A 24,820-nucleotide genomic window follows, 5' to 3' on the forward strand; every position below is an offset into this window, starting at 1 on the left:
TTTTATTTAAAAGATTTCTTTGACTTAAAAAAACTAAACCTTTTAACGAACAGCCCTAAAAATCCTAATGACATCAACAGTAAAGATTCTGGTTCAGGAACTGGATTGGGATTACTTGGTGTTGGCACAAAAGAGCGTGAGTAATCTGTGCCTGATTCTGAGGAAAGCTGATAGTCAGTTATCTCTTCACCATCAATAATAACGGACTGAATACCAGCCCAGTAACTGGAGTTCGAGGCGTCAATTGAGATACCGTATGAATTAGAAGAAAACCCAGATGCTGAAGCAGTGAGTCCCATATGGTTTGAGTACCATATTGATTGGCCAAAAATAAATTCTGTAGTTAACAGGAATACTGAGCCATTAAAAGTACCATCATAGATAATTCCCTTATTATCGTGATTCTCCCCATAGTAATCTCGATACACATAGTGACTATAATTCACGCGTGAACCACCCAAATTTGCATCAAACCAGATCCCGCCGCCTATAACTCCACCACTCCCCTCTCCTGGCCCTAAAATCTCTGGATTGATCTGCAAGATGTCATATTCAAGATAAAATGCGACTGTAATTTCTCCTTTTTTACCTTTATAAAATTCATTAGAAACGGTAAAGCTATCTTGAGAATATGCTCTTACTTGACTGTTTCCACCCACAGAATTCCCACCGAACGCACTCGCTTTGGCTTTAATGGTACCAGTCTTTGCAGAGGAAAAAGCAGATACTTGGAGTCCAGGGCTTGAATAACTAAGTAGTGAGTTTTCTAACAGTCCCGTGTCATTTTGCTTTAGGTCATAAGCCGGTCCTGTAAAACCGCTATTCCAGCCTAAATATATTGGATCATTAACTGATATCTTTGTTTCAACTTCAATATGCGTTGCGCTTGCTATAGGTGGCACTAGAAAGGCGGCAAGAACCAGTGCAGAACTCTTCATGTTTTTCATGATAACTCTCCTTGTGAAACAACGGAATTTGTGTTGGCAAAGCTCATGCCACATAAGAAATATCATTAATATTCAGTAGCCTATACGTTTTAAATCAGACCGATTTGAATCATATGGAAGGACATCTGACTCACCTATTCAGGGGAGTCAGATTTTTTTAGGAGCGGAAAAGCCCCAAGGTCACCATCAACTCAGCCTGGGAATGAATACCCATTTTTTTGTAGATGGCTTTAAGGTGGGTGGCGAGGGTGTTGTAGGTCACCCCCATTTCCAGGGTAAGTTGTTGCAGCTTTTTCTTGCGGTTGATGGCCTGGATCAGCGCCAACTCTTTGGGGGTGAGGCCGTATTCTTTCATCAGGGTTGGCCAGCGCACGGCATTTTGTTTGGTCAGGGTTACCAAGCAGCAGGGCTGATCTATATCCACCAGGCCGGCACTTCGGTCCAACGGGGCAATGGATACCAACAGGGTTTCGCCATCTGGTCGCTCCAATAAAATCGGCTCCTGCACGCCTGTGGCATGGGGCTGGTTAACGCATAAGGTTAAACATTGATGCAGTCGCAGGTTATAGGCCGATGGCCAGAGCCTGAGTGAGCCGTTTGTTACCTGAATATCTTCGCGCCCTTCCAGTTCCTGGTTGGCAAAGGCATTGGCAATTAAAATACGCCCTTGGGCATCACACACCAATACACCTTTATCCGACTGGTCGAGAATGCTTTTGCTGATGCTGGAATAGCGCTTATACAGGGTTAAATCTTTGTATATCTGCACGGCGCGGCTTAGGTGTGGGGTCACTATCTTAATCAGTTCAAAGTCACTAGCACTATAAGCAGGATCATCGGGGCCACGATTGATGGCATAGATGGACTCGTAGATACCATCTCTTACCAAACACCCCCCCATCACATAGTGGGATTTCAGCGGCAGTAATATGCGTTGGTAGTACTCAGAATCTACCAGCGAAGACACGTCCAAATGCTCATTGATGTTTATCGCCTCTCCTTCAACGATTTGCTGCGATACCTGAAGGTAGGGATCCTCGAGAGTCCGGCGCTGATACTCTGCAAGTGCTTGGGGACAGTGGGAAAAATTAGTTCGGAATTCGAAACCCAGCGGCTGTGGTTCATCGAGTTTCTGTAAGAAGAAAAGGGCTTTGTTTGATTGGGTGATATCCCTGAGTTGGTCAATGACGCCAGACCACTTGCCATCCAGCCCCGCCTGATAAATCTGCCCAATCAGCTCTGACACCACACCGACTGACAGTTCCATGTTGTTGTTTTTGTCCATTTATTTGCAGCATAAAAACCCTTTCGGGCAATATTTTCAATTTATGCCTGATTAGGAAATAGTCAATTGTGATTTGATGCTCGCCTGAAAAAATCTCACCTGATTAGGTGAGGTAGAAAAGCTTACATATAGATTTACCCCCGCCATCCTTAAAAATATAAAGCACTGATATATATAACAAAATACACCGTGGCCCATTACTTGCCAATTCCTGCGTGGACCATTGACACATTCAGGAATGAAAGAATGAGGAACTTAGCTCTTAGTCGCCTTGCAGCCGCCATAATCTGCACTTCTTTATTGTCGTCCTGCGGCGGCAGCAACGGAACAATAACGCCAACGCCAACGCCACCAGAGATACTAACACTGCGAATTGAGGGGCAGGTCATAGACGATGAAGTAGCTAATGCAATCGTTTCGCTCAGTTTGGGCGAGCAAAACTTCAGCACTGCAGCTGATGCTCAGGGAGTGTATGGACTGGAAATCAGCTTTGAAAAGGGTAGCTTGCCTCAGGATACCGTGCTCCAGTTGACAGCTTCAGGTCAGGGAGGGCAAGAGCACATTGAGCTAAGTTTTGGAGTTGGCTCTTTTGACAAGCTAGTCCAATTGGCCGGTGAAGATAGGGTTTTACAGAATAGCGAAGCAGCCACCAATATCACGCATGTCACCACAGCGATGGACTTGCTTGCGAAAGAAAAAAATGGTGATGCATATCCCAGCTCAGATGATCAGCTGGAAAGCGCCAAAATTCAGGTTCAGCCAGATTCCTTGCTGAATTTGGCATCGGCTATCAAAGTGCTTGCCGATAACTCTGCTTTTACACCTCCCGAAGGTGTTACGACCCTCAGTTTGTTCGAGCAAGCGGCAAAACCCGAACAAGCCCTGGACAATTACCTGATCAGCCAGGGTATTAAGGATGCACAGGGCAATCTCTCTGCGCAATATTTGAAAGCACTTGAAGATGCGCAAACCGAAACGCTGTCTCAGGAAGCTGTTATTCAGGACTTCACAGAGTCTCAATTGAGCGGCAATAGCAACGTTTTCATGATTGCCCACCATCCCGATTTCCTTCCCTGGTATTCCAATACTTTGCTGTTGAATGAAGACAAAACAGGGACATATGGGGACGAGAGAAGCGATGATCAGGTCAACAATGAGTCACCAGTTACCTGGCGTATTGAGGGCAAAAAGCTGCATGTGGATTATGAGGTTGTTGTGCCACTCGATACCTCGACAAGCCTTACAGAGGAATGGTTCGATTGGGCCACAGGCATATTTGACCAGGCCCTGGTTTCTAAACTACGCGAATGGCAACAGCAAGGCAAAATTCCTGACTGGTTGTTCATTTCAATTGCCAGACTTTCTTCAGACTTTACTTTGCTCACTGAAACGTCCTCGGGTGGAGTAGTGGCGGCCGAGCATACCTATTCCTATCAGATCAAGTTAGATCAGTGGTTAGTAGACGAGTTACCAGCCGGTACCAGTCTGCTGGCCGAGTATCGCGTTTTTCATAGTGCAACCACCTGGAGCAAACAGTTTGAGTCCGAAATGGACAATGGAGATGCATCAGGGAAGTGGGTACTGCCAATACCCATGGAGTTTCCTTTACTCGGCGGGAAAGTAGCACAGGACTACATGCCAGACATGCTGAACTTAAAAGAAGACGGTACTGTAGAATTTACTCTGGCAACCAATCTGAATGGCGTAACCTGGTCTGCTAACGATGGGGCAATAACACTGTCCAATGTTCAAGAAAATGGCATTAGTTATCGCTACACACCTTACAAAAAAAGAGGAAATCAATACCTGACTCTTATCGAAAGATACCAGGGCAATCAATTGCTCTCTTCCTTCAGCCGTCTTGTAACAAAGGTAGATAGTGCGGTCCACGACGCTTTTGTTCAGGATATGATCACCGAATTACCTGAATTCTACCTAGCACACAGTGGTTCAGTTGTACCCTCTCGCTGGAATGGAGAACTACTGACAACGCCAAATGTATTTGGTTATCAGTTCAATACTGATGGCAGCGCAAAGAATGTTGCCGCAGGTTATACGGACCCGTTTAACGAAACGGGTATAGAACTTAGATCTCTTCAATGGAACTGGCAATTAACGGGCAACCTTCTGACGTTATCCAGATACGAACCGAATTGGATGTTACATATTGACCGGCACTGGTATGTTCTGGATAGGGAAGAGAAAGGAAGATATGTACTACTGGAATGGGCGACCTGGAACTCAACAGATGAGATGGGTCTGCGTGTGGCACCCAGACTCAATATTATTGAGAAAACAAGCCTGGCCCTATGGCCTGATTTATGGAATGGAACTGACGAAGGTAACTATATACCGGCAGAAACCGCTTCCCCTGAAGACATAAAAGCTTTGATGGTAGAGATAGGTCAACCATTAGCGATCTTTAATAAGTTCATCCACTGATCAACAAGCCAAGCAAACGCTGTTTAGTAGTTGGAGATTGTAATAGGGGCAGAGCATAGGCTGCCCCTATTGCAAAGGCTCAACAAATGCCTATCACTAACTACTGTATGATCGGACGTTTAACTTGGTAAACTGAACAAGTGTGGGTTTAGATAGTAATCTTAAAAGCTCGGTTAGCTGGGACATGGATTCCCGCAAACTACAGCGGGAATGGCAAACCTTTAAGCCCTGATGACTCTCTTTCCTCTTCTGTGCTCTCAGCGCCTCTGCGGTGAAAAAATCAAGCCGACTCAGGCAACTCCACAAATTCGGTAGTGCAGTCAGTGGCTAGCTCATTAATAAAGGTATCGAAGGCATTGAAGTCGCCGCGTTGATGCATTTGCTTAATAGAATCGGCTAGGGCTGGCAGCTTAGCTTGGTGTTTTTTATTGACAAGGTGGTAGCTTACTACCTTTAAGTTACGCTCTTTGCGGTAATAAATTTTTGCCAAATCACTGCCACAAAGTTGCGTAGAAATCAGTTTTTTATTGCCAATCAGCGCATCAACCACGCCATTGGTCAGGAGTTTTCCCATAAAGGAAATGTTGTGCTCAAACAGGCAATTTAACAGATATTTTTCGCAGTACGGTCGGGCGGCCTGAAAACCGCCCGTCACCGAATAAAATAAGGCTTTATCCTTCTTGCATTTGTTCGGATCCAGACAGAACCAATAGGCATAATGATCGAGCATGGGTGTGCTGACGGCGAACAGGTTGGGGTAGTCTTCGGCAACCCAATGCGCTCTGCCTGCCTCGGCGTCTATTTCCAAGTTATTGGCCGATTGCAGGCCGCGTTTGGAAGGTAAAAAGCGCAACTTAGGCTGTATGCCCAGCGGCGCGTACATGGTGTTGAAAAGGGACTCGATGATTTCCCGGCTTTTTTCACCCGCGTAGGCACTGTTAACGCCAATCACATAGTTCTCGTCATTGGCATTGGCATTGGCATTGGCATTGGCAGCGCTGCCTTGCAGCAAAAACAGAGCCAGGAAAACAATTCTTATCAACAGCAACCTCCGGTACCTTGAAAATGGCGGCCTGGTGGCCGCCAATCAGTTATAAATGTGTTTTCAAAAACGACAAATAAGCTTCCTGGGCGGTGATGCGGTTAGCTTTTTTGCGGAAACCATGGCCTTCGTCATCGAACAACACGTATTCCACCGGCACATTATTGGCCCGGATAGCCGCCACCATTTCATCGCTTTCTACTTGAAGTACCCTAGGATCGTTGGCCCCTTGCACCACCAACACCGGCTTTTTCACCTTGTCTGCGTGGAACAAAGGAGAAATACGATGCAGACGCTCTTTATCGGTAGCCGGGTCGCCTAACTCATCATACAGATACTGTCTGAATGATTCCCACCAAGGCGGAATACTCTCCAAGGTTCTGACCCAGTTGGTAACACCGAAGATATTAATCCCCAGTTGGAATTCATCGGTAAAGGTCATGGCCGCCATGGTCAGATAGCCGCCGTAGCTACCGCCCATCACCACGATTTTTTCATTATCTATCCAATCCAGTGATTGCAGGTACTTTTTGCCGAAAACAATGTCCTGTAAGTCATCTTCGCCATGACGCTTGTCATCCAAATGGAAAAAGGTTTTGCCATAACCATTGGAGCCACGGTTGTTAACCCCCAGCACGGCATAACCATGGTTAACCAGATGCTGCATCAGCGCGTTGTAACCTTTGCGGGTTTGTCCGCCGGGTCCGCCATGGATAAAGATAATACCCGGCACTTTGTTATCTGCACTGGCTTGCTTGGGTTTAAACAGCAAGGAAGGGATTTCCAGCTCATCAAAGCTCTTATAGCGAATCACTTCGCTGCTGACCAGATGGATTTCGTCCATCGCTGGCGACAGGCTGTTGGTCAGCCGCTTTGCATTCTCTGCACCAATACTAAGGCTATACAGGTTTGACGGAGATACGTCTGAGTTGATGTAAAACACCAGGTGCTTTTCATCCTTGGAAAAGTTAACTCCGTTTAAATCCCCCTCTGGCAATGCCGGCAAGATCAATGCCTTACCCGTTGTGGTATCGACTATATCCAGCTTGGTCTGGGCATCGGCATTAATACCGGCAACCCGGTACTTACCATTCTCAGAAAAATAGTAAAAAGCCACGTCCCAATCAGCGGCATATTCTTGTGTGGTCGTACCGCTGCTTAGTTCGTAACGATAGGCCTGGCTGAATTCGCTGCCCTGGTCACTACCAAAGATTAAGTACTGGTTGTCTGGCGTGAAGGTATAAGCAGCATGAGTAACATTGCCTTCATGCGGGGTGATATGTTTTGGCGATTTGTCCTCTGCGTTCAGATCGACAATAAAGAGATCATCATCGGCATTGGTATTGACCTTAGAGATAACAACCCAGCGACCATCATCGCTGACGCTTTGCAGTCCAAGCGCATCGGTATTCTCAAATATTAAGGCGCGAGAAAAATCCTCGATATTGTAGAGGTAAAGATCCATGGCCTTGTTGTCACGCTCGTTGGTGGCCACAAAGAACTGTTTATCGTTGTTGTGCCAGCCATAGAACAGCGCACGATGACCTTCTCCCGGGGTGATATCGGTGGCTGCACCATCTGCGTTTAGCACGTAGAGATGGTTGAGTTCATTACCGCCCTGATCGGAGGAATACAAAATGCGGTCATCGGCCGGAAACCAACTCAGGCCGTTGATACTATCGGTGTCTGAATGGGTAAGCTGCGTCGGCGCACTGCCATCAAGGGGATAGCGATAAGCATTAAAAACACCGCTGGCATCACTGGTTACCAACGCCGCACTGCCATCATGATTAATGGCGCTACCAAACAGGGTGGTGGTCTCGAAGAACTCTGCGGCAGAATATTGTTTAAAGGGTTTTTCGACAGTCTTTGGTGCTTCAGCAGTGATCTGTGCTTGTTCCTGGGGTGCCTGACTGCAGGCCAGCAGCGTGCCACCCAGTAGCAACACACAACCGATGCGTTGAATCTGTCCCATCATAAATCCTTGTTGTGGTTATAGATTTGATTCCAGAGCCAGTATCAGAAATATTGATGAAAATATCTACAGTTAATACGGTCACAAAGCACAACACCTCTCTTCTCTGCGGTTAAAACCTATTCCATGCCCAATCCAGAGGAATAATGCAACTTGCGTTGGCTATCCAGAATAATGGCCTCATAGCCTGGCGTGCGGTTAATCAAATCGATACCGTCTTTCACCCCAAGTACAAACACTGAGGTGGAAAGGGCATCATTTAGTGTGCTGCTTGGCCCCATGATCGATACCGATTGCACCTCATGGGTGGATTTTCCGGTTTTCGGCGACAATATATGGTGATAACGCTCGCCACCTTCTTCAAAGAAACGTTCATAGTCACCAGAAGTAGAAAGCGCGGAGTCTTCCAACGGCATCACGACCGCTTGCTTGTCCGGGTTTCTAGGGTCGCGAATGCCCACCATCCAGGGACGGCCGCGTCTGTCCCCCAACAAGCGGGTATCGCCACCGGCCGTCACCAGGGCGTGTTTAAAGCCCATTTTCTGTAACCTTTCGATGGCTTTATCCACCGCATGACCTTTAGCAATGCCGCCCAGATCGATTTTTACATTGTTGTGCGCGAATTGGATGCTTTGCTGTTCAGGATCCAGCAACAAATGGTGGTAATTAATGGCCGGTAACTGCTCGGCTATCTGCGTATCGCTGGGTTTTTGTTTAGCGCGGTAATCGTACAAAAAGCCGATACTGGCGAAGGTGATATCAAAAGCCCCCGCGGTTTTTTCCGAGATATCAACAGAAAGGGCAATAAGCGCAAAAAGCTCCTGACTGACAGAAACCGGTCTCTGGGCGGCGTTTGCATTAACCCGGGACAACTCGCTGGTGGCAATATAGGGGCTCATCAGCTGATTGATGCGCTGCATCTCGGCAAACACGGCTTCAATCCCTTTGCGGCCTTGCTCTTCCTGCTCTGCCCACAGCTGCACTTCGATATTGGTGCCCATAATAGCGGCGCTGTCCTGAACCCACTGGGCATTGGCAGCGAACACTATCAATAAGCTCAAAAGGGGAAGTAAAAAGCGTGACATAAAAAATCCCGGGGAAAGAGTGGCTACTCTACCCCAGGAAGTAGGTAAAGTTTAGGGCTATCAGATGGCCCTGGCTAAATCGGGTGTGTTGATAAGTCCCTGCTCACGCATCACCCGTTCGATTTGAACGATGCTATCCGGATCTTCGATGGTGGATGGCAGGCTGTATTCCTGTCCCGCGGCCATCTGCCGCAGTAGCTTGCGCAGGATCTTACCGGAACGGGTCTTAGGCAACTTTTGCACTTTTAAAGCTTTTTGGAAACAAGCAACCGGGCCGATTTCGGCGCGTACTTTGGCCACCAATTCGGACTCCAGTTGGGCATCTTGTATATCCTGACCGTCCTTCAGCAGCACCAGTCCCACCGGAATTTGTCCCTTGATGGGACAGGTCACGCCAATCACCGCACATTCGGCAACAGCCGGGTGCGCAGCCACCACTTCTTCCATTTCACCGGTGGACAGTCGATGCCCGGCCACATTGATCACATCATCGGTACGGCCCATCACAAAGAGATAACCGTCTTTATCCAGACAACCACCGTCGCCGGAATTGTAATAGCCGGGATAATCAGACAAATACCCCTCTTTGAAACGCTGAACATCACCCCAGATGGTGGGCAAACAGCCAGGCGGCAGCGGCAGCTTGATGGCAATCGCGCCTTGCTGACCAGCAGGTACGAGCCGACCTTGCTCATCCAACACCTGCACATTAAAACCAGGCACCGGCAAAGTGGCCGAGCCGGGTTTAGGCGCATGGGGCTCCAAGCCCATAGGGTTGGCGCAGATGGGCCAGCCGGTCTCGGTTTGCCACCAATGATCCACCACTGGTTTGCCGGTATGCTCTGTGGTCCATTCATAGGTGGGGGGATCCAGACGCTCACCGGCCATATAGATGGTTTTCAGGCAGCTGATATCGTGTTTTTTCAAATAGTTCGCTTCTGGGTCTTCTTTGCGAATAGCACGAAAGGCCGTAGGCGCAGCAAACAACACTTTTACGCCATACTCTTGCACCACCCGCCAAAAGGCACCGGGATCTGGGGTACGCACCGGTTTACCTTCGTACAACAAGGTGGTGCATCCAGCCAGTAGTGGGCCGTAAACAATATAGGAATGGCCCACAACCCAGCCCACATCGGATGCGGCCCAGAATACGTCGCCTGGCTGCATATCGTAAATCGCCTGCATGGAGTAATGCAGTGCCACCGCATGACCACCGTTATCACGCACCACGCCTTTGGGTTTGCCCGTAGTGCCGGACGTGTAGAGGATATAAAGAGGGTCACTGGCCAGCACTGGCAGCCAGGCTGCGGGTTTGGCAAGCGCCACGGTTTCCTGCCAGTCCTGATCGCGACCGGCCACCAAGGCGGCTTTTGCCTGTTCACGCTGCAATAACAGGCAGCTTTGTGGCTTGTGCTTTGCTTGATTAATGGCTTCATCCAATATGGGCTTGTAAGCAATGATCTTATTCACTTCGATACCACAAGAGGCACTTAACACCATCTTCGGCTTGGCATCGTCTATGCGCACCGCCAGCTCATGGGCAGCAAAGCCACCAAATACCACAGAGTGGATGGCACCCAGCCTTGCCACCGCCAGCATTGCCATCACCGCCTCGGGGATCATCGGCATATAGATGATCACCCGATCGCCTTTTTCCACCCCTTGGGCTTTGAGTACCCCCGCCAATAAAGCCACTTCATCACGTAGCTCGCGATAGCTGTATTGCCTTTTGCTACCGGTCACCGGCGAATCATAAATCAGGGCAATCTGCTCGCCACGCCCTATCTCAACATGATGATCCAAAGCCATATAGGCGGTATTCATGCGACCATCGGCAAACCAACGGTCAATACCATTGTCATCCGTCGACAATATAGTGGTGGGGGGATTGAACCAGGGAAGACCGGCGGCCTGCTCAGCCCAAAAAGCTTCAGGACGTTGGATGGATGCTTGATATTCGGTTTGATAAGACATGGCGTTGCCCACCTGTGTTGCTCAACTTGGCACTTGCAATAAACAAGGCTGCATAGGGCAAACTGTAGACAATATTGGCTTAAAATAGCATTAGACTTAAGGCTAATGCCTGGATTGTCGACATTTCATAAAAAGGCGCAGATGTTAGTGATGCGCTTCCAGCGCTTGGTTCACCTTTGCCAGGTTATTCAATAACTTGTTAAGCTTATTCTTACCCAATCCCTCTGCCAGGTAGCTGTCGAGCTCTGACAGTAGCGCCCTGGCTTGCGACATCAATTGTTCACCTTTTGCGGTAAACAGGATTCTCTTCTGCCTGCCGATATCGTCTTCCTGCTGAAGATAACCAGCATGGCAGAGTTCCTTGGCGGTTTTGGCCACCATCTGACGAGAGACTCCTAAGTTTCTGGCAATTTCAGACCCATAGTTGACACCACATTCCAAAGCGCCGAGAAAACCCAGCAGCGAAGGGGTAATGCCCGAATAGCCCTTCTCCTGAAGTTTCATGGCCAACAACTTGGCGACCTGATCATTGACACGCGCGGTTGCCTGCACCAACTGGAGTGACTGACTCTCTACCATTGGCACGCCGCCTTTTGTAAACCTTGTTGACATATTGGTTTTACACCCCTAACCTTATGTCAACCAAGTATACATAAGGTACATGAGATGGTCACTCTACAACGGATATTGCAGGCGAATGGCCTCAGCTGCTTGCTCTTCGGACTCGCTTTCCTGGTTGTACCCAACGATATTGGTATGTTCCTTGGTGCTGAAGAACCGGCGCCCGCTCTTGCTTTTCAGCTGGTAGGTAGCATATTGCTTTTTAATGGCTTGCACCTCTGGTGGGCAGCCAGCCGGGCGGTGGTAAGCAAGTGGCTGGTGTTGTATTTTTCTTTGGGGGACCTTTTGTGGGTGATTGGCTCACTGGCTTTACTGATTAATGGTCTTTGGATTACCACAGATGCAGGAATAGCCGCCACCTTGGTCGTTGCAGTCATGGTTGGGGTGTTTGGGGTACTGCAACTCAAACACCTTATATCGCAGGCCCCATCAGGCCAGGCGCGCGCCGTTGGGCAATAACATATCGACGCTTGCCAGTACTACTGAGCCATCAGGGCGATGCAAGCCGGTGACCAGACATTCGGACATAAAGGGGCCGATTTGCTTGGGCGGGAAGTTCACCACTGCCAGCACTTGCTTACCTAACAAATCCTCTTTGCTGTAGAGGTCGGTGATCTGGGCGCTGGATTTTCTGATGCCGACTTCCGCGCCAAAATCCACTTTAAGCTTAAAGGAAGGACGTCTGGCTTCGGGGAAATCTTCGACCTCGATAATAGTGCCGACGCGAATATCAACTTTCTGAAAGTCATTCCAGTCTATGGTTTGCATATCATCATCCTTGTCATCAAGCACTATTCAAAGTGATACAGTGGCGCGTCTTTATCCACTATATGTACGGTAAAAAGTTGCAGCGGATTATCGCCGGTGACCTTAAATCCGCCATGACTGACATCGCGCAGGTTTAATAGCGATACTCCCGTTTTCAACTCTTTGGTCGTGTTGTCAGCGAGGCTTATGCTTGCCCCCTGCACTACATAGACGGCCTCAAGGCCACTATGTGTATGGCGGCGGATGGTTTCACCAGGCTGATATTCTGCAGTGGAAACAATCACCTGCATATGTTCAGCTCCGGATAGCTCGGCCCGATGCTGCTCTGTACGCTGCGGTGAATCAGAGGTGGAGGCCGCCATCAGGCCAGTTGCCATACCACTGGTAAATAGCACGCCCCCTGCCAGGGGTAAAAAGATGCGAGATACAGGCATTTCGCCTCCGGGTAGCATAGAAAGTTCTATCCTACCCAAGAGCGATTGGTGAGCAAAGCACCAAGAGGGGAAAGAAATGGACGAAGGGGGAAGCCTTCGCCCCTACCATCAGCTTTCTCTTGCGCCTTCGATTTGGAATTGGTTTAACCCCAGCGTTACTGGCAGGCTTTCAGCCGTTTCGGCCAATGAAGGCTCCTTGGCACTATTTTCGGTGGGCAGTACGCGGGTTAACCAACCGGACTTGCCGGCGCTGAGCATGCCCCACAACGGGATCCAGGCCAGGGTAAACATCCAGAAGAAGGTGTAGGGCAGCGCCCAGGTAAATCCAAAGGCTTTTCTGTGGCGCAGGTAGTAAACCACGGCAGGTATTACCGCAGCGCTTACACACGCCAATGCAATCCCCAGCAGCGCACTATGGGTATGTAAAATCACTGCCATCACTAACGCTATTTTGAGGGCTTCGAACAGGGTCATGCGCAGCATTTGCGTGACACTGAATAAGCGGATCCAGTTGGCGCCCTCGCCAGGCGTTCTAAAAGGCTTAAACACAAAGTTAAACATGACCAGACTTTCACGCACATTGCTGCGGGCCCAACGGGTGAGCATACGGCGCAAGGCATGGTAGGTGGTAGGTGTTTTGGTCAACACTACGGCATTGCGCTGGTAGACCACGCGATGACCCGAGGCCAGCATCAGGTTGGTTAAGGCACGATCTTCACCGATGGTGGCTGGCTTACCCAGGAACTGTTGTTCTGACCACTCTTCCAAAACGGGCATTAAGGCTGTGGTGCGATAGGCGGACAAGGCACCCGGGGTACAGAAAACGCCACCATAGACGCTCTGGCCGGCACGAATAAAGTCAAAGGCACTGGTGAAAGACACTTCCAGCATTTTTGGGATCATGCCTTCATTTAGGTTTAATACCCGCACATGTCCGGCAACAGAGCCAATGCGCTTATCAGCCATAAAGGGATAAACGATTTCGGATAAGGTGTTGGGTAGCACTTCTGAATCGGAATCCAGAGTGACAATGGTTTCACCTGTGGCCTTGGCAAAACCGGCCATCAGAGCACAGCGCTTACCCATATTAGTTGGTTGTTTAATGATGGAAACCGCATCGCTAAACTCTTGATGTGCGGCCTGGATCCAATGCCAAGTATCATCCTTGGAGCCGTCATCGATACAGATAACCTGAAGTTTTTCTTTGGGATAATCGCTTTTCATCACACTGCGCACGGTATCCAGGATCTGCGCGCCTTCATTATATGCGGGGATCACCACCGTTAGGGTCGGTAATTCAGCACCTGCAGGCAGCACAAAGGATTTGTAGCGCAAGGCAAAACTCACCTGCCACAGTAATAACAACATACCAAAGCCAAGCAATGACAGGGAAAAGCCATCGTTCCACAGCCATTGTCCAATTACAGAGCCACCTTGATAGGCACTATGACCACTGAGTTGCCGGTACAATATGACTGCAACAACAAAGGCCAGTGCGATAAGCAACGGAGCATAAAGCTTGTCTGCACTTTGGCTGATAACTCGTTTCTTTTGGGTGATTGATGATGATTCTGGTAACGACATAAAGCTAGTCTCTAGCTCACTGACGCAGAGCGAAAAGCGACAAATAGATTGTGTGCAATTTCTTTGTGGTGGAACAACTCTCTCTGCTTGGTTTTTGAACACCCTGCAGGCGCGCGAATTCTACACACTTGGATTATGGTTGCACAGTCCCCCTGAAAAAATTTCTTTAATAAAGACAGTATGTTACTAACTTTATACGGTACTGATAACAGATTGTTAAAAATACCCAAGGCCAGTGAACTTGGGATTCCTCTTGGCGCTTTTTAGACCGTCCTTGGCCATACCTATAGCGGGTTAGATTCCGGCAAAACGCTCGGCAAATTGCAGATAAAGGGGAATGCCAAATATCACGTTAAAGGGGAAGGTCACCCCTAAGGCCGCGGTAATGGAGTAGGTTGGATTAGCCTCTGGCACGGCCAAGCGCATGGCGGCGGGCACGGCAATATAGGAGGCACTTGCGGCTAAAGTAGCTAAGAGAGCGATGCCGCCCACCGAAAGCCCCATAAATTGCCCCAACGCCACACCAAACAGACTGGATGCCAGCGGCATTAATACTGCAAAGCTGATCAGGAAAACACCACACTGCCTGAGCGCTTTGACCCGCCGGGAAGCCACCAGTCCCATATCTACCAAAAACAGCGCCAACATGCCTTTAAAGAGATCGCCATAGAAGGGCTGGATACTTTTCACACCATCGGGACCGGCAAAAAAGCCGATCAGCAATCCGCCACCAAGCAGCACCATGCCTTTACTTAAGAATACCTCGTGCAGCAATCGTCCCACCGGGATGGGTCCGCCCATACCTTTACGGGCAATCATAATACCAACGGCAATGGCGGGCATTTCCAGCACCACCACAAACACCGGCATATAGCTTTCAAAGGCAATACCGGCACTTTCCAAAAACGCCACCGCCACCGCGAAGGTTCCTACGCTGACTGAGCCATAATGGGCGGCAATAGAGGCGGCATCGGCAATGGCGAAACGCCCCAGGAATCGCAATATCGGGTATGCGAGCAGTGGCAATATGACACCCAAGGTCATCACCAACCCCATTTGCGGCAACATCATCCCCAGCGGCTGACGTGCCATCTCAACCCCGCCCTTTAAGCCTATGGCCAAGAGCAGATAAATGGTCAGCGTGTCATATAACCCTTTTGGCAAGGTCAGGTCTGAGCGTAGCAAACCTGCGGCAACGCCCAGCAGGAAAAACAGCATTAGAACATCAAGACCTGACATGGGGTTCTCCTAAAAGTCAGAGCAAATTTTGGTTAGTCATAAGAAACGCGCGCAGCGTAATGGCTGTATGAAAGCACCGCCACTCCGACCAGATAAAACCGCAGTGGCTAAGAAGATAGCCTCTTCCTTGTAGCTTATGAAAATACTCTATAAAGCGAATATATGCTTAAAAATTGCTATCTATACCAGAATGTTAAATGGTCTTTTAGTCTGATCAGGTAAACTCTCAACACATTCTCTTTTCAGCAAACATGCTGGTAAGCATGCAGACGCGCTCCGCTACAAGGAAAATATCCATGCTCCCTCCCTCTATGCGATTGGCAATCAAAAGTACCTTGGCTACCACACTTTGTCTGTGCGTTTCGATGGCCTGGGCGGGCAATACCGGGGGTGTATTTGGGCCTGTGATCGATCCCCAGGACCGGTCCTTACAGTATCGCTACGCCAATGCCTTTGGCGAAAATGGCCGGGACGATAACTTTGCCCACAGACTGCATTACCAGCAGGCCATCAATGCCGATTACCACTGGCGGGTGGCATTACAATATCGGGATAATCAGGCCGATTTAGAGTTTGACCAGGCGCGGGCAGAACTACTGTGGCAATTTCAGCATAGCACTCAAGACAACAGCGATTGGGATAGCGCAATACGCTTTGATCTCATTGTGCGCGAGGATGATAAGCCAAAAGACTTTGGTGTAAATTGGACTAACCAATGGCGACTCTCTGCTGATTGGTCTGCCAGGGCAATACTGATGAGTGCGGTGCAGTTTGGAGAAAATCCTGGTTCGGGAGTGCAGATTAGAAGCCGTTACAGCCTGACTTACAAACTCCCCAACAAACATAGCCTGGCGCTTGAGGGCTTTTTTGACCATGGCAACACCAGCGACTTTGGGCAATTTCATCGCAAGACCCAGCAAATTGGTCCAGCCCTGAACGGCAAGTTTGCCCCCTTCAGCTATAAACTCAGTTACCTGAGGGGCATATCAGATGCCAGCCCCGATAACAGCGTTATAATGTGGCTGAACTACGACCTCTAATCCGATTAATAAGCCAATAAAAAACCCGGCAGAAGCCGGGTTTTTTCTATCTGGCGTTTAAGCCGCTGGGCTGATGTCGGGTAAGGAACAGCCATTACTGGCTGCCCCTCCCCTAAGAACCGTACGTGCGAGTTTCCCCGCATACGGCTCAAGCCTTTATAAGTCAGCACCTAAGTACTGACCAGCGACTTGCTTGCTTATATGGCTAACCTTACTTCTCACGGCGGCCCAATGGGGAGCGTTTAAAGAAGATATAAAAGCCAACAACCAGAGTCAAATCATCAACTGGCTGGCAAAGAGTGGTTCCATGAACACGTCATCCTTCTATGTAAACAAACTACAACTGGACACTAACCAAAAAATCTGGTTAAGAGCTCGGTAATCCAAGGGATAATAATGATAGAGCCCATCACTAATAGTAACTTACGTATTGAACAGATAAGATACATTACCTCATCTATTACTGAACGTAGTTCTCGAAGATGATGAACCCATCTTAATCCCCATTTATGACTATCGAAGTTAGTTTTACCAGAAGCCATCGGCACGTACTCTGTTGAATGACAACAGTATAATAAACCAACTGGTATGACCAATCATCTGGTCGACCAGTTGTTTATTGAACCACCGAATGGAGACATTCCACGGATAGACTGGAGAGTAAGTGAAAAGCGACGACAACAACCTGTCGCTTTTGGATTAGCTAGAAACTAGCTCTTGTCGCGCGGAGGAAATGGATCATTACCATAGGAGTCTCGAGCTCGGATTTTTCCGTCTCTACCTTTGATAATCAACTCACTCTGCTGATTCCGAGCTGTTTGTCTAGCAGCATCAATTGCTTCCCGCTGAGTTGCGTGGTGTGACGTATCACGAGTGTTACCCTCACCACGCACAGCCCAACTATCCTTACGTTGGACAACCCATTGGTTCTTACTCATTTTCAGGTGCCTCTTAATACTGAGCAGAATCGCTCATCATTTTACATATGGATGAATAAACAGTATTTCAATCCATTTGTATAAATTTAAGGCACTACCGGTCTCCAACATGCAACTGCCGATGACAATTCGGGTGCAACAACACGAGATTGCTCAGTTTATCGCTACCACCCATTACCCGGTCGACAACATGATGGATATTCCATCCTGTCTCCTTGGTGATAAGGTGGTGGCACATAACACAGCGTTTCTGCTGTCTGAGCCAAAGCGTCAGCAATTTGTCCCTACCGTGCATAGAATCTTTCCAAGCTCGCTCAAGGCGCTGCTCAAAATATTCCTCATATACCGGCAGGTACGGATTTGCCTCCGCCTTTATCTTAGTGTGTCGCTTAATCGGCGTATCCATGGTGTAAGTCAGACGGGCAAAATTGCCTTTTTCCAACTCACCGGAAAACACCCAGTTGCGGTTGCCCATCGACTTAAAGTACTTGCCTTTAATCCAACGGTAGCCACGGTTTTTATGCCGCCGCCTGCACCACTTCCAAAGCATCTTCCACATCCGGTAGTCCACATAGTTAAAGGTTTCCTTAGCCACCACATGGCGATGATAATTTGCCCAACCCTGTAGAACAGGATTAAGCATCATTATCAGATTGCCAGCAGTGACCGTTTTGTTACCTGCCACTATGCCTTTCAACTTACTCAGCACGTTGCGCATGTTCTTGCGGCTTGGCTTAATTAAAAGCTTGCCGTTATAACTGCGTAAATTCTGGCCGAGAAAGTCAAATCCCTCCGAAACATGGGTGATCACTGTTTTCTCTTGCGACAGCGTTAACCCCCGCTCGGCCATAAAGGCTTCAACGAGGGGTTTGACTTTATCTTCCAGTAACTCTTTCGAGATACCTGTGATGATGAAGTCGTCCGCATAGCGCACGTAGTTGACCTTGGTCTTGTAGCTGGCTTTGGTATTCTTCTGCCCAAAATGGGACTCAAGCACCGCTTCCAAACTATCAAGCGCCAAATTGGCCAATACCGGAGAAATGATCCCGCCTTGCGGCGTTCCTGCTTCTGTTGGGTATAACCCACCGGATTCCATGAATCCAGCTTTGAGCCACTTTCTGAGTACCTGTTTATCCAACGGAATGTTGGCAAGTAGCCAATCGTGACCAATGTTGTCGAAACATCCCAAAATATCCCCTTCAAAAATCCATTTGGCAGAGTTCTTCCGGCTGAGGTTCACAAAGAGTTGCTCTATGGCATCAGCGGATGAACGCATGGGGCGAAACCCATAGCTGTGGCGGTCGGCAGTGGTTTCCGACACCGGCTCTAGCGCCAGCAGGTATAACGCCTGCATGGCTCTGTCGAGCATGGTCGGTATCCCCAAAGGACGGCGTTTGCCGTTGGACTTGGGAATGTAAACCCGCCTAAGCGGTTTGGGCCTATAGCCCTTCCGCTTCATCCTCGATATGGCATTCCATTTACTTTCGGGGGTGCTCCACAACTCCCCATCGACACCGGGCGTTGCTTTGCCACGGTTCTCTGTTACCCGTTTAACAGCCAATGCCTTGGCTGCAAACGAGCGCACCAACATGCGTTGCAAAGCTTTCACCTTGCGCCACTGTTGTAGCTTAGTCGCCTTCGCGATCCGCACCTGTAGCCCTCGCACCTGCCGCTGCACTAGATACCAGTGAATGGTATGCCAGCCCGTTGGTGGGTGGGAGAACGCAGGTACTGACAGTGTCGTACTCATCTTGCTTTTCTCCTTAACCTAAAATGGAGAAAAGCCCGCCCCAGATGGGGATAGCTAATCCCCATTTGGGTTGGTTTTAAGATGGCTTTACAAGCCTTCACACGATTAAAGACCAGTCTGAATTTGGCACCCTTTCGGGTCAGGGCAAAGTTTGAACCCCTATCCACGCCATTACAGCGTAGCCTTCGCTTGGTCAGACATCCTTTACCCGCTTGTCCAACAGCTTTCCTTATGGAACACCTGCCTTGCAGCGCAAGGCGAACAATCGGGCTTACCGAGTTCCATTGTAGTTACACGAGCAACTTAGATTCTGCCTATCCACCGGTGGCCTGAAGACGGCGTATTCCCAGATGTAAAAGGAATAACCGGCCACGTACCTTTTGGTCAGAGCGTAACAACAATCTTTCGCTCATTGCAGTTGACGGTGTTTAACAGCAGTTCACTTGCGTTAACCATATTACCCAGCCTAGCCCCCAGCTCACGTATTGTTCGTGTGCTATACCCCACCCTCACAGGTAAAGGCACTGCTTGCGCAGAGGTACATTGTCAGGAAGCTTCGCACCATGCCGTTACCAGCATCGCACTATCCCTAGGCTACTGTTAGCCGTATAACAGGTCTCACTATCGGAATGCCAAAACAAAACGGTGAGACAATAACTACAACAGCTTATGCCGCAAAATTGCTAGATAGTATCGACTATCAATGAATTAAAAAGCGCAAAAAGCGCAAAAAGCGAAGAGTAGCAGTAGAAATTGACGCCCAATTATGTGGAAAAAAACCCACAAACCGAGATAGTCAGAATCTAAGGCTAAACAAGATTGATAGACTAAATGTAGTCATGCGGTTCGCAATGTGGGAAGTCATAACGTTAATAACTAACCAAAGAACCAGATTGAAATCTTCTAGAAACGAAGATTATATTTTTGACATACACTTAACCTCCAAAAAGGAGATTTGAGTGTAATAAGAAAGGCCAAAAAGGCTGCTAAGGTTGACGCTTCGTTAAAGCAACGATCTCTACCTAAAGGGTAGAAGCGTATAGTTATAAAATCAGAATATAACCATGGCTGTCAATACTATTTTTACAGGAATATGGGAGGTTACGAAAAGTAACCTCCCTGAGGTAGTCCTGTTAGGCTAGCAACCTAAGCGACTCTCGTCGCACTACATCATACCGCCCATGCCACCCATGCCGCCCATATCAGGCATAGCAGGAGCGTCATCTTTTGGCATCTCAGCTACCATGCACTCGGTGGTGATCATCAGGCTGGCGATAGACGCCGCGAACTGCAGGGCAGAACGGGTTACCTTGGTAGGATCCAGGATACCCATTTCCAGCATGTCACCGTAGGTGTCGTTACCGGCGTTGTAACCGAAGTTACCCTGACCGGCCTTAACCTTGTTCACTACAACAGAAGACTCTGCACCGGCGTTAGACGCGATCTGACGCAGAGGAGCTTCCATGGCGCGCAGGGCCAGTTTCACACCGTGAGTCTGGTCTTCGTTGTCGCCTTTCAGCTCGGCAACCTTAGAGGCAGCGCGAACCAGGGCTACACCACCACCAGGGACCACACCTTCTTCAACGGCGGCGCGGGTAGCGTGCAGGGCGTCTTCAACGCGAGCTTTCTTCTCTTTCATTTCCACTTCGGTAGCAGCACCGACTTTGATCACGGCAACACCGCCGGCCAGCTTGGCCAGACGCTCTTGCAGCTTCTCTTTATCGTAGTCAGAAGTGGTTTCTTCGATTTGTGCACGGATCTGACCAACACGGGCTTCAATAGCACCTTGCTCACCGGCACCGTCAACGATGGTGGTGTTGTCTTTGTTGATGACAACGCGCTTGGCTGTACCCAAATCTTCCAGCGTGGCTTTTTCCAGATCCAGACCGATTTCTTCAGAAATCACCGTACCACCAGTCAGAACAGCGATGTCCTGCAGCATGGCTTTACGACGGTCACCGAAACCAGGAGCCTTAACCGCAGCAACCTTAACGATACCGCGCATGTTGTTCACTACCAAAGTGGCCAGGGCTTCGCCTTCCACATCTTCGGCAATGATCAGCAGCGGCTTGGAGGCCTTGGCAACGGCTTCCAGAGTGGGCAGCATTTCACGGATGTTGGAGATCTTCTTGTCTACCAACAGGATGAAGGGGTTGTCCAGCTCAACGGTGCCGGTCTCACCTTTGTTTATGAAATAGGGAGACAGGTAACCGCGGTCGAACTGCATACCTTCAACCACGTCCAGCTCGTTTTGCAGAGCCTGGCCTTCTTCAACGGTGATTACACCTTCTTTACCTACGCGGTCCATAGCGTCGGCAATGATCTTACCGATTTCTTCGTCAGAGTTGGCAGAGATAGTACCCACCTGAGCGATAGCTTTGCTGTCGGCGCAATCAACGCTCAGCTTCTTCAGCTCTTCAACGGCAACCACAACGGCTTTGTCGATACCGCGCTTCAGATCCATTGGGTTCATACCGGCGGCAACCGCTTTCAGACCTTCGGTTACAATGGCTTGAGCCAGCACTGTGGCGGTAGTGGTACCGTCACCGGCTTCGTCGTTAGCCTTGGACGCGACTTCTTTAACCATCTGCGCGCCCATGTTCTCGAACTTGTCTTCCAGCTCGATTTCTTTGGCTACAGAGACACCGTCTTTAGTAATGGTGGGGGCGCCGAAGGATTTCTCCAGCACAACGTTACGGCCCTTAGGACCCAGGGTTACTTTAACGGCGTTGGCCAGGATATTAACGCCCTTAAGCATTTTATTGCGGGCATCATCGGAAAAACGAACTTCTTTCGCTGCCATGTTTTTCTTCCTCTAAATACAGTTAATTCGCTAAGTGAAAAGGGAGAGCCGATTAGGCTTCAACCACCGCCAGAATGTCGCCTTCGCTCATGATGAGCACTTCTTGGCCGTCTACTTTCTCGGTTTTCACGCCATAGCCATCGTTGAAGATCACGATGTCGCCAACTTTAACGTCCAGCGCTTTTACGTCGCCATTGTCCAGGATGCGACCGTTACCCACGGCAATGATTTCACCACGGGTAGACTTTTCGGCTGCAGAGCCAGTCAGGACAATACCGCCAGCAGATTTGCTTTCCTGCTCTTTGCGCTTGACGATCACACGGTCGTGTAAAGGACGGATTTTCATTCTCAGATCTCCTGAAATTGCCAAATATAGAATGATAGGCCCCGATCGCTCGGGTAAGTTGTGGCGCCACGGCATTTACCGAAGCGCCCTATTCTTTGCTGACTGCCTAGATGGGGGTGGCGCTCAGGAACTCAAGGTCATCAAGCAAAAAAATCGAAAAAATTTTTATCTGCTGATGGCTGTTGAGGTCAGACAGGCAGGACCGAAGCGTTCCTACCCGGTTATTTCGTTTCAACAACCATAGAGAGGCCGCGACCACTGCTTTCCGATGCCGCAGCAAGCGCGCCGTCGGCATCACGCACGATAACCTGTAAGTCACCGAAGCGACGGGCGTCCAAGGTATAACCCATTTTTACCAGGCCATCCTGAACGGTTTTATCCAGCTTGGGATGATGGCGAATGGTGTTTTTGGGCAGCAACTGATGATGCACTCTGGGCGCATCCACCAGCGATTGCGCATCCATATTGAATAACACACGGTTAAGGATGGACTGATAAACGGAGCTGATGATGGTGGTACCTCCCGGTGAACCGGTAACCATCTGTACCTGACCGTTTTTAATCAACAAGGTAGGGGTCATAGAGGAAAGCATACGTTTACCGGGGGCAATGGCATTCGCATCTTTACCCACCGCGCCGAAATAGTTGGGTACGCCGGGTTTGGCACTGAAGTCATCCATTTCGTCGTTAAGCAGGAAACCCGCACCTTCCACCACCATGCCGCTGCCAAAAGACAGGTTCAGGGTGGTGGTGGTCGCCACCGCATTGCCCCATTTGTCCACCACCGAGTAGTGAGTGGTGTTTTCGCTCTCTTGCAACCCCGGCTTTATGGCCTCGGTCTCAGAAATCTTGATGGGATTGATCAGTTTGGCGCGCTCTGCCAGATAGGCATCATCCAGTAATTTCTGCACCGGCACAGGATAAAAGTCCGGATCGCCCATATATTCAGCGCGATCGGCAAAGGCAGGTTTAGCCAATTCAGCCAGTAAATGCACATAGCGGGTAGAGTTATGCGCCACATCTTCCAGGCAATCGATCTTGTCACTGAGCATCGCCAGCATTTGCAGCAGTACCAAGCCACCTGAACTTGGCGGCGGTGCCGATACCACCTCATAGCTGCGCCAAGACTTTTGCAGCGGCGTACGCCATTGTGCCTGATATTGCTTTAAGTCTTCTTTGCTTATCAATCCGCCGTGGTGTTGCATAAAGCTGACAAGCTTATCGGCTGTCTCTCCCTCATAGAAATCCTTGGGTCCTTGTTTGGCAATGCGTGTCAATGTGGCTGCCAGTTCTGGTTGTTTAAACCGTTGTCCGCCTGTGAGTGCTGCAAAATATTTGGCGAAGTTGCGGCCATGGGGGGCCGCTTCAATTTCATCCAGATATTCCTGCACATAAGCCTGCAATTTTTTGTGCGGAATAAAGCCGTTCTCCGCCAATTCGATAGCGGGTTGCACCAAGCGTTCCCAGGGTAAACTGCCGTACTTTTGATGGGCTTGCCATAATCCCATCACCGAGCCAGGCACACCGGAAGCAAGAATGCCGTAGAGTGGCTTTTCGGTTTGCACCTCGCCCTTGTCATCCAAATACATATCCCGATGGGCTTTTTGCGGGGCTTTTTCACGATAATCGAGGAAATCGGTTTTGTTGTTCTGATAAAACAACATAAAGCCACCACCGCCGAGGTTGCCTGCTTCAGGTAAAGTCACCGCCAGTACAAAACCGGCGGTAATAGAAGCATCCACAGCGTTTCCGCCCTCTTCCAATACCTTGGCTGCCGCTTTAGCACTATAGCTGTCTGGCATGGCCACAGCAGCTTGACCGGCGACAACCGAAAACGACCAACATATCGAGATAAAGAGGACGAGCAGACGGGACATAGATTTCCTTGGCGAGCAGAGCGTATTTTTCTACGTTAACTAAGTCATTCGCGAAGAACAAGCCAATCGCTAGCGCGGGGGCAACTGCGATGGAGGCTCATCATCCTTGTCATCACGGCCGTTTTTTACTTCAAACTGCCCCTCAAAGGTGCGGTGGCTGTCGCCGGCGCGAGACTGATATACATGCTCGCCATAACGTACCGAGGCCGATTGCACTACCTGAAGTTGCATTTTTGACAACAGTGCTCTGGCCAACAAAGGACGGGTAACAGGCAATACCAGCAAAAAGCCGAAAGCGTCTGTGACAAAACCTGGCGTGACCAGCAATACCCCAGCTATCAACAACAACATACCTTCTGCCATTTGCTGACCCGGCACTTCGCCCATATCCATCCGTCGCCTTGCTTCAAACAATGTGCTCATCCCCTGATGACGGACCAATGCAGCACCGATAAAAGCAGTCAACAAGATAAGGCCGATCGTTTCCCAGCCACCGATGCGCTCTCCCACTTCCAACAGCAGGGCAATCTCCGCGATGGGTATCAGCACAAACAATAAAAACAAAATTTTCCCCATTTAACAGGGTCTCCCACAATAGCGAAGTTCATATACCTATTAGTTTGGGCCAATATAGCAATCCCAAGGCTATTAGTGTTACAAAGTGCAACGC

Annotated in this window: 20 protein-coding genes; 3 read left to right on the plus strand and 17 right to left on the minus strand. The window is 49.3% G+C overall.

The annotated features are described in order from the left end of the window. Nucleotides 1-2 precede the first annotated feature (2 nt). A complete protein-coding gene (locus tag P2G88_RS06370; RefSeq protein ID WP_275794941.1) occupies nucleotides 3-947 on the minus strand; it encodes a PEP-CTERM sorting domain-containing protein in 945 nt (314 codons plus the stop codon). A gap of 157 nt (nucleotides 948-1,104) precedes the next feature. After that, nucleotides 1,105-2,214 carry a LuxR C-terminal-related transcriptional regulator gene (locus P2G88_RS06375; RefSeq protein WP_275794943.1) on the minus strand — a complete coding sequence of 370 codons (1,110 nt, stop codon included), beginning with the start codon at nucleotides 2,212-2,214 and terminating at the stop codon, nucleotides 1,105-1,107. 264 nt (nucleotides 2,215-2,478) lie between these two features. Here P2G88_RS06375 and P2G88_RS06380 point away from each other — a divergent pair, with 264 nt between their 5' ends. Further along, the gene (locus tag P2G88_RS06380) at nucleotides 2,479-4,674 is read left to right on the plus strand and encodes a hypothetical protein (protein ID WP_275794944.1); all 2,196 of its coding nucleotides are present in this window, start codon (nucleotides 2,479-2,481) and stop codon (nucleotides 4,672-4,674) included. 280 nt (nucleotides 4,675-4,954) lie between these two features. On the opposite strand, the gene P2G88_RS06385 is transcribed toward P2G88_RS06380, so the two are convergent. From P2G88_RS06385 to P2G88_RS06405, 5 genes are all read right to left on the minus strand, one after another. Continuing rightward, a complete protein-coding gene (locus P2G88_RS06385; RefSeq protein ID WP_275794945.1) occupies nucleotides 4,955-5,716 on the minus strand; it encodes a hypothetical protein in 762 nt (253 codons plus the stop codon). A 49-nt stretch (nucleotides 5,717-5,765) separates the two neighbouring features. After that, nucleotides 5,766-7,691, minus strand: coding sequence for a S9 family peptidase (locus P2G88_RS06390; RefSeq protein ID WP_275794946.1), 1,926 nt, complete (start codon nucleotides 7,689-7,691; stop codon nucleotides 5,766-5,768). A gap of 119 nt (nucleotides 7,692-7,810) precedes the next feature. After that, on the minus strand, nucleotides 7,811-8,776 hold the full coding sequence (locus P2G88_RS06395; protein WP_275794947.1) for an FAD:protein FMN transferase: 966 nt from the start codon (nucleotides 8,774-8,776) through the stop codon (nucleotides 7,811-7,813). 60 nt (nucleotides 8,777-8,836) lie between these two features. Then, a complete protein-coding gene (locus P2G88_RS06400; RefSeq protein ID WP_275794949.1) occupies nucleotides 8,837-10,750 on the minus strand; it encodes a propionyl-CoA synthetase in 1,914 nt (637 codons plus the stop codon). Between the two features lie 144 nt (nucleotides 10,751-10,894). Next, complete coding sequence (locus tag P2G88_RS06405; protein WP_275794963.1) at nucleotides 10,895-11,362, minus strand: MarR family winged helix-turn-helix transcriptional regulator; 468 nt, start codon at nucleotides 11,360-11,362, stop codon at nucleotides 10,895-10,897. 54 nt (nucleotides 11,363-11,416) lie between these two features. Here P2G88_RS06405 and P2G88_RS06410 point away from each other — a divergent pair, with 54 nt between their 5' ends. Further along, nucleotides 11,417-11,830, plus strand: coding sequence for a hypothetical protein (locus P2G88_RS06410; protein WP_275794964.1), 414 nt, complete (start codon nucleotides 11,417-11,419; stop codon nucleotides 11,828-11,830). Here the strand turns inward: P2G88_RS06410 and P2G88_RS06415 are convergent. The 4 genes from P2G88_RS06415 to P2G88_RS06430 form a co-directional block, all read right to left on the minus strand. Further along, a complete protein-coding gene (locus tag P2G88_RS06415) occupies nucleotides 11,801-12,139 on the minus strand; it encodes a tRNA-binding protein (protein ID WP_275794965.1) in 339 nt (112 codons plus the stop codon). The two genes, P2G88_RS06410 and P2G88_RS06415, sit on opposite strands and share 30 nt — an antisense overlap. 23 nt (nucleotides 12,140-12,162) lie before the next feature. Beyond that, nucleotides 12,163-12,573: a cupin domain-containing protein gene (locus P2G88_RS06420; protein WP_275794966.1), complete on the minus strand. Its 411-nt coding sequence runs from the start codon at nucleotides 12,571-12,573 to the stop codon at nucleotides 12,163-12,165. Between the two features lie 108 nt (nucleotides 12,574-12,681). Beyond that, complete coding sequence (locus tag P2G88_RS06425; protein ID WP_275794967.1) at nucleotides 12,682-14,157, minus strand: glycosyltransferase family 2 protein; 1,476 nt, start codon at nucleotides 14,155-14,157, stop codon at nucleotides 12,682-12,684. Between the two features lie 294 nt (nucleotides 14,158-14,451). Further along, the gene (locus tag P2G88_RS06430; RefSeq protein ID WP_275794968.1) at nucleotides 14,452-15,396 is read right to left on the minus strand and encodes a sodium-dependent bicarbonate transport family permease; all 945 of its coding nucleotides are present in this window, start codon (nucleotides 15,394-15,396) and stop codon (nucleotides 14,452-14,454) included. 296 nt (nucleotides 15,397-15,692) lie between these two features. Here P2G88_RS06430 and P2G88_RS06435 point away from each other — a divergent pair, with 296 nt between their 5' ends. Continuing rightward, a complete protein-coding gene (locus P2G88_RS06435; RefSeq protein WP_275794969.1) occupies nucleotides 15,693-16,436 on the plus strand; it encodes a hypothetical protein in 744 nt (247 codons plus the stop codon). Between the two features lie 710 nt (nucleotides 16,437-17,146). Here the strand turns inward: P2G88_RS06435 and P2G88_RS06440 are convergent. The 6 genes from P2G88_RS06440 to P2G88_RS06465 all read right to left on the minus strand — a co-directional run bounded on the left by P2G88_RS06440 (nucleotide 17,147) and on the right by P2G88_RS06465 (nucleotide 24,726). Then, nucleotides 17,147-17,374, minus strand: coding sequence for a DUF2188 domain-containing protein (locus P2G88_RS06440; RefSeq protein WP_275794970.1), 228 nt, complete (start codon nucleotides 17,372-17,374; stop codon nucleotides 17,147-17,149). A gap of 94 nt (nucleotides 17,375-17,468) precedes the next feature. After that, nucleotides 17,469-19,124, minus strand: a complete 1,656-nt coding sequence (gene ltrA, locus P2G88_RS06445; protein ID WP_275794971.1) for a group II intron reverse transcriptase/maturase — start codon at nucleotides 19,122-19,124, stop codon at nucleotides 17,469-17,471. Nucleotides 19,125-20,289: 1,165 nt separating this feature from the next. Next, on the minus strand, nucleotides 20,290-21,927 hold the full coding sequence (groL, locus tag P2G88_RS06450) for a chaperonin GroEL (protein WP_275794972.1): 1,638 nt from the start codon (nucleotides 21,925-21,927) through the stop codon (nucleotides 20,290-20,292). Between the two features lie 52 nt (nucleotides 21,928-21,979). Next, entirely contained in the window at nucleotides 21,980-22,273 is a 294-nt protein-coding gene (locus P2G88_RS06455; protein WP_275794973.1) for a co-chaperone GroES, read from the minus strand. 221 nt (nucleotides 22,274-22,494) lie between these two features. Next, nucleotides 22,495-24,150 (minus strand): gamma-glutamyltransferase, encoded by a 1,656-nt coding sequence (gene ggt, locus P2G88_RS06460; RefSeq protein WP_275794974.1) that lies wholly within the window; start codon nucleotides 24,148-24,150, stop codon nucleotides 22,495-22,497. Between the two features lie 69 nt (nucleotides 24,151-24,219). After that, entirely contained in the window at nucleotides 24,220-24,726 is a 507-nt protein-coding gene (locus P2G88_RS06465) for an FxsA family protein (RefSeq protein ID WP_275794975.1), read from the minus strand. Between the last annotated feature and the right edge of the window lie 94 nt (nucleotides 24,727-24,820).

The sequence above is a fragment of the Aliiglaciecola sp. CAU 1673 genome, assembly GCF_029223185.1.
GTDB lineage: Bacteria > Pseudomonadota > Gammaproteobacteria > Enterobacterales > Alteromonadaceae > Bowmanella.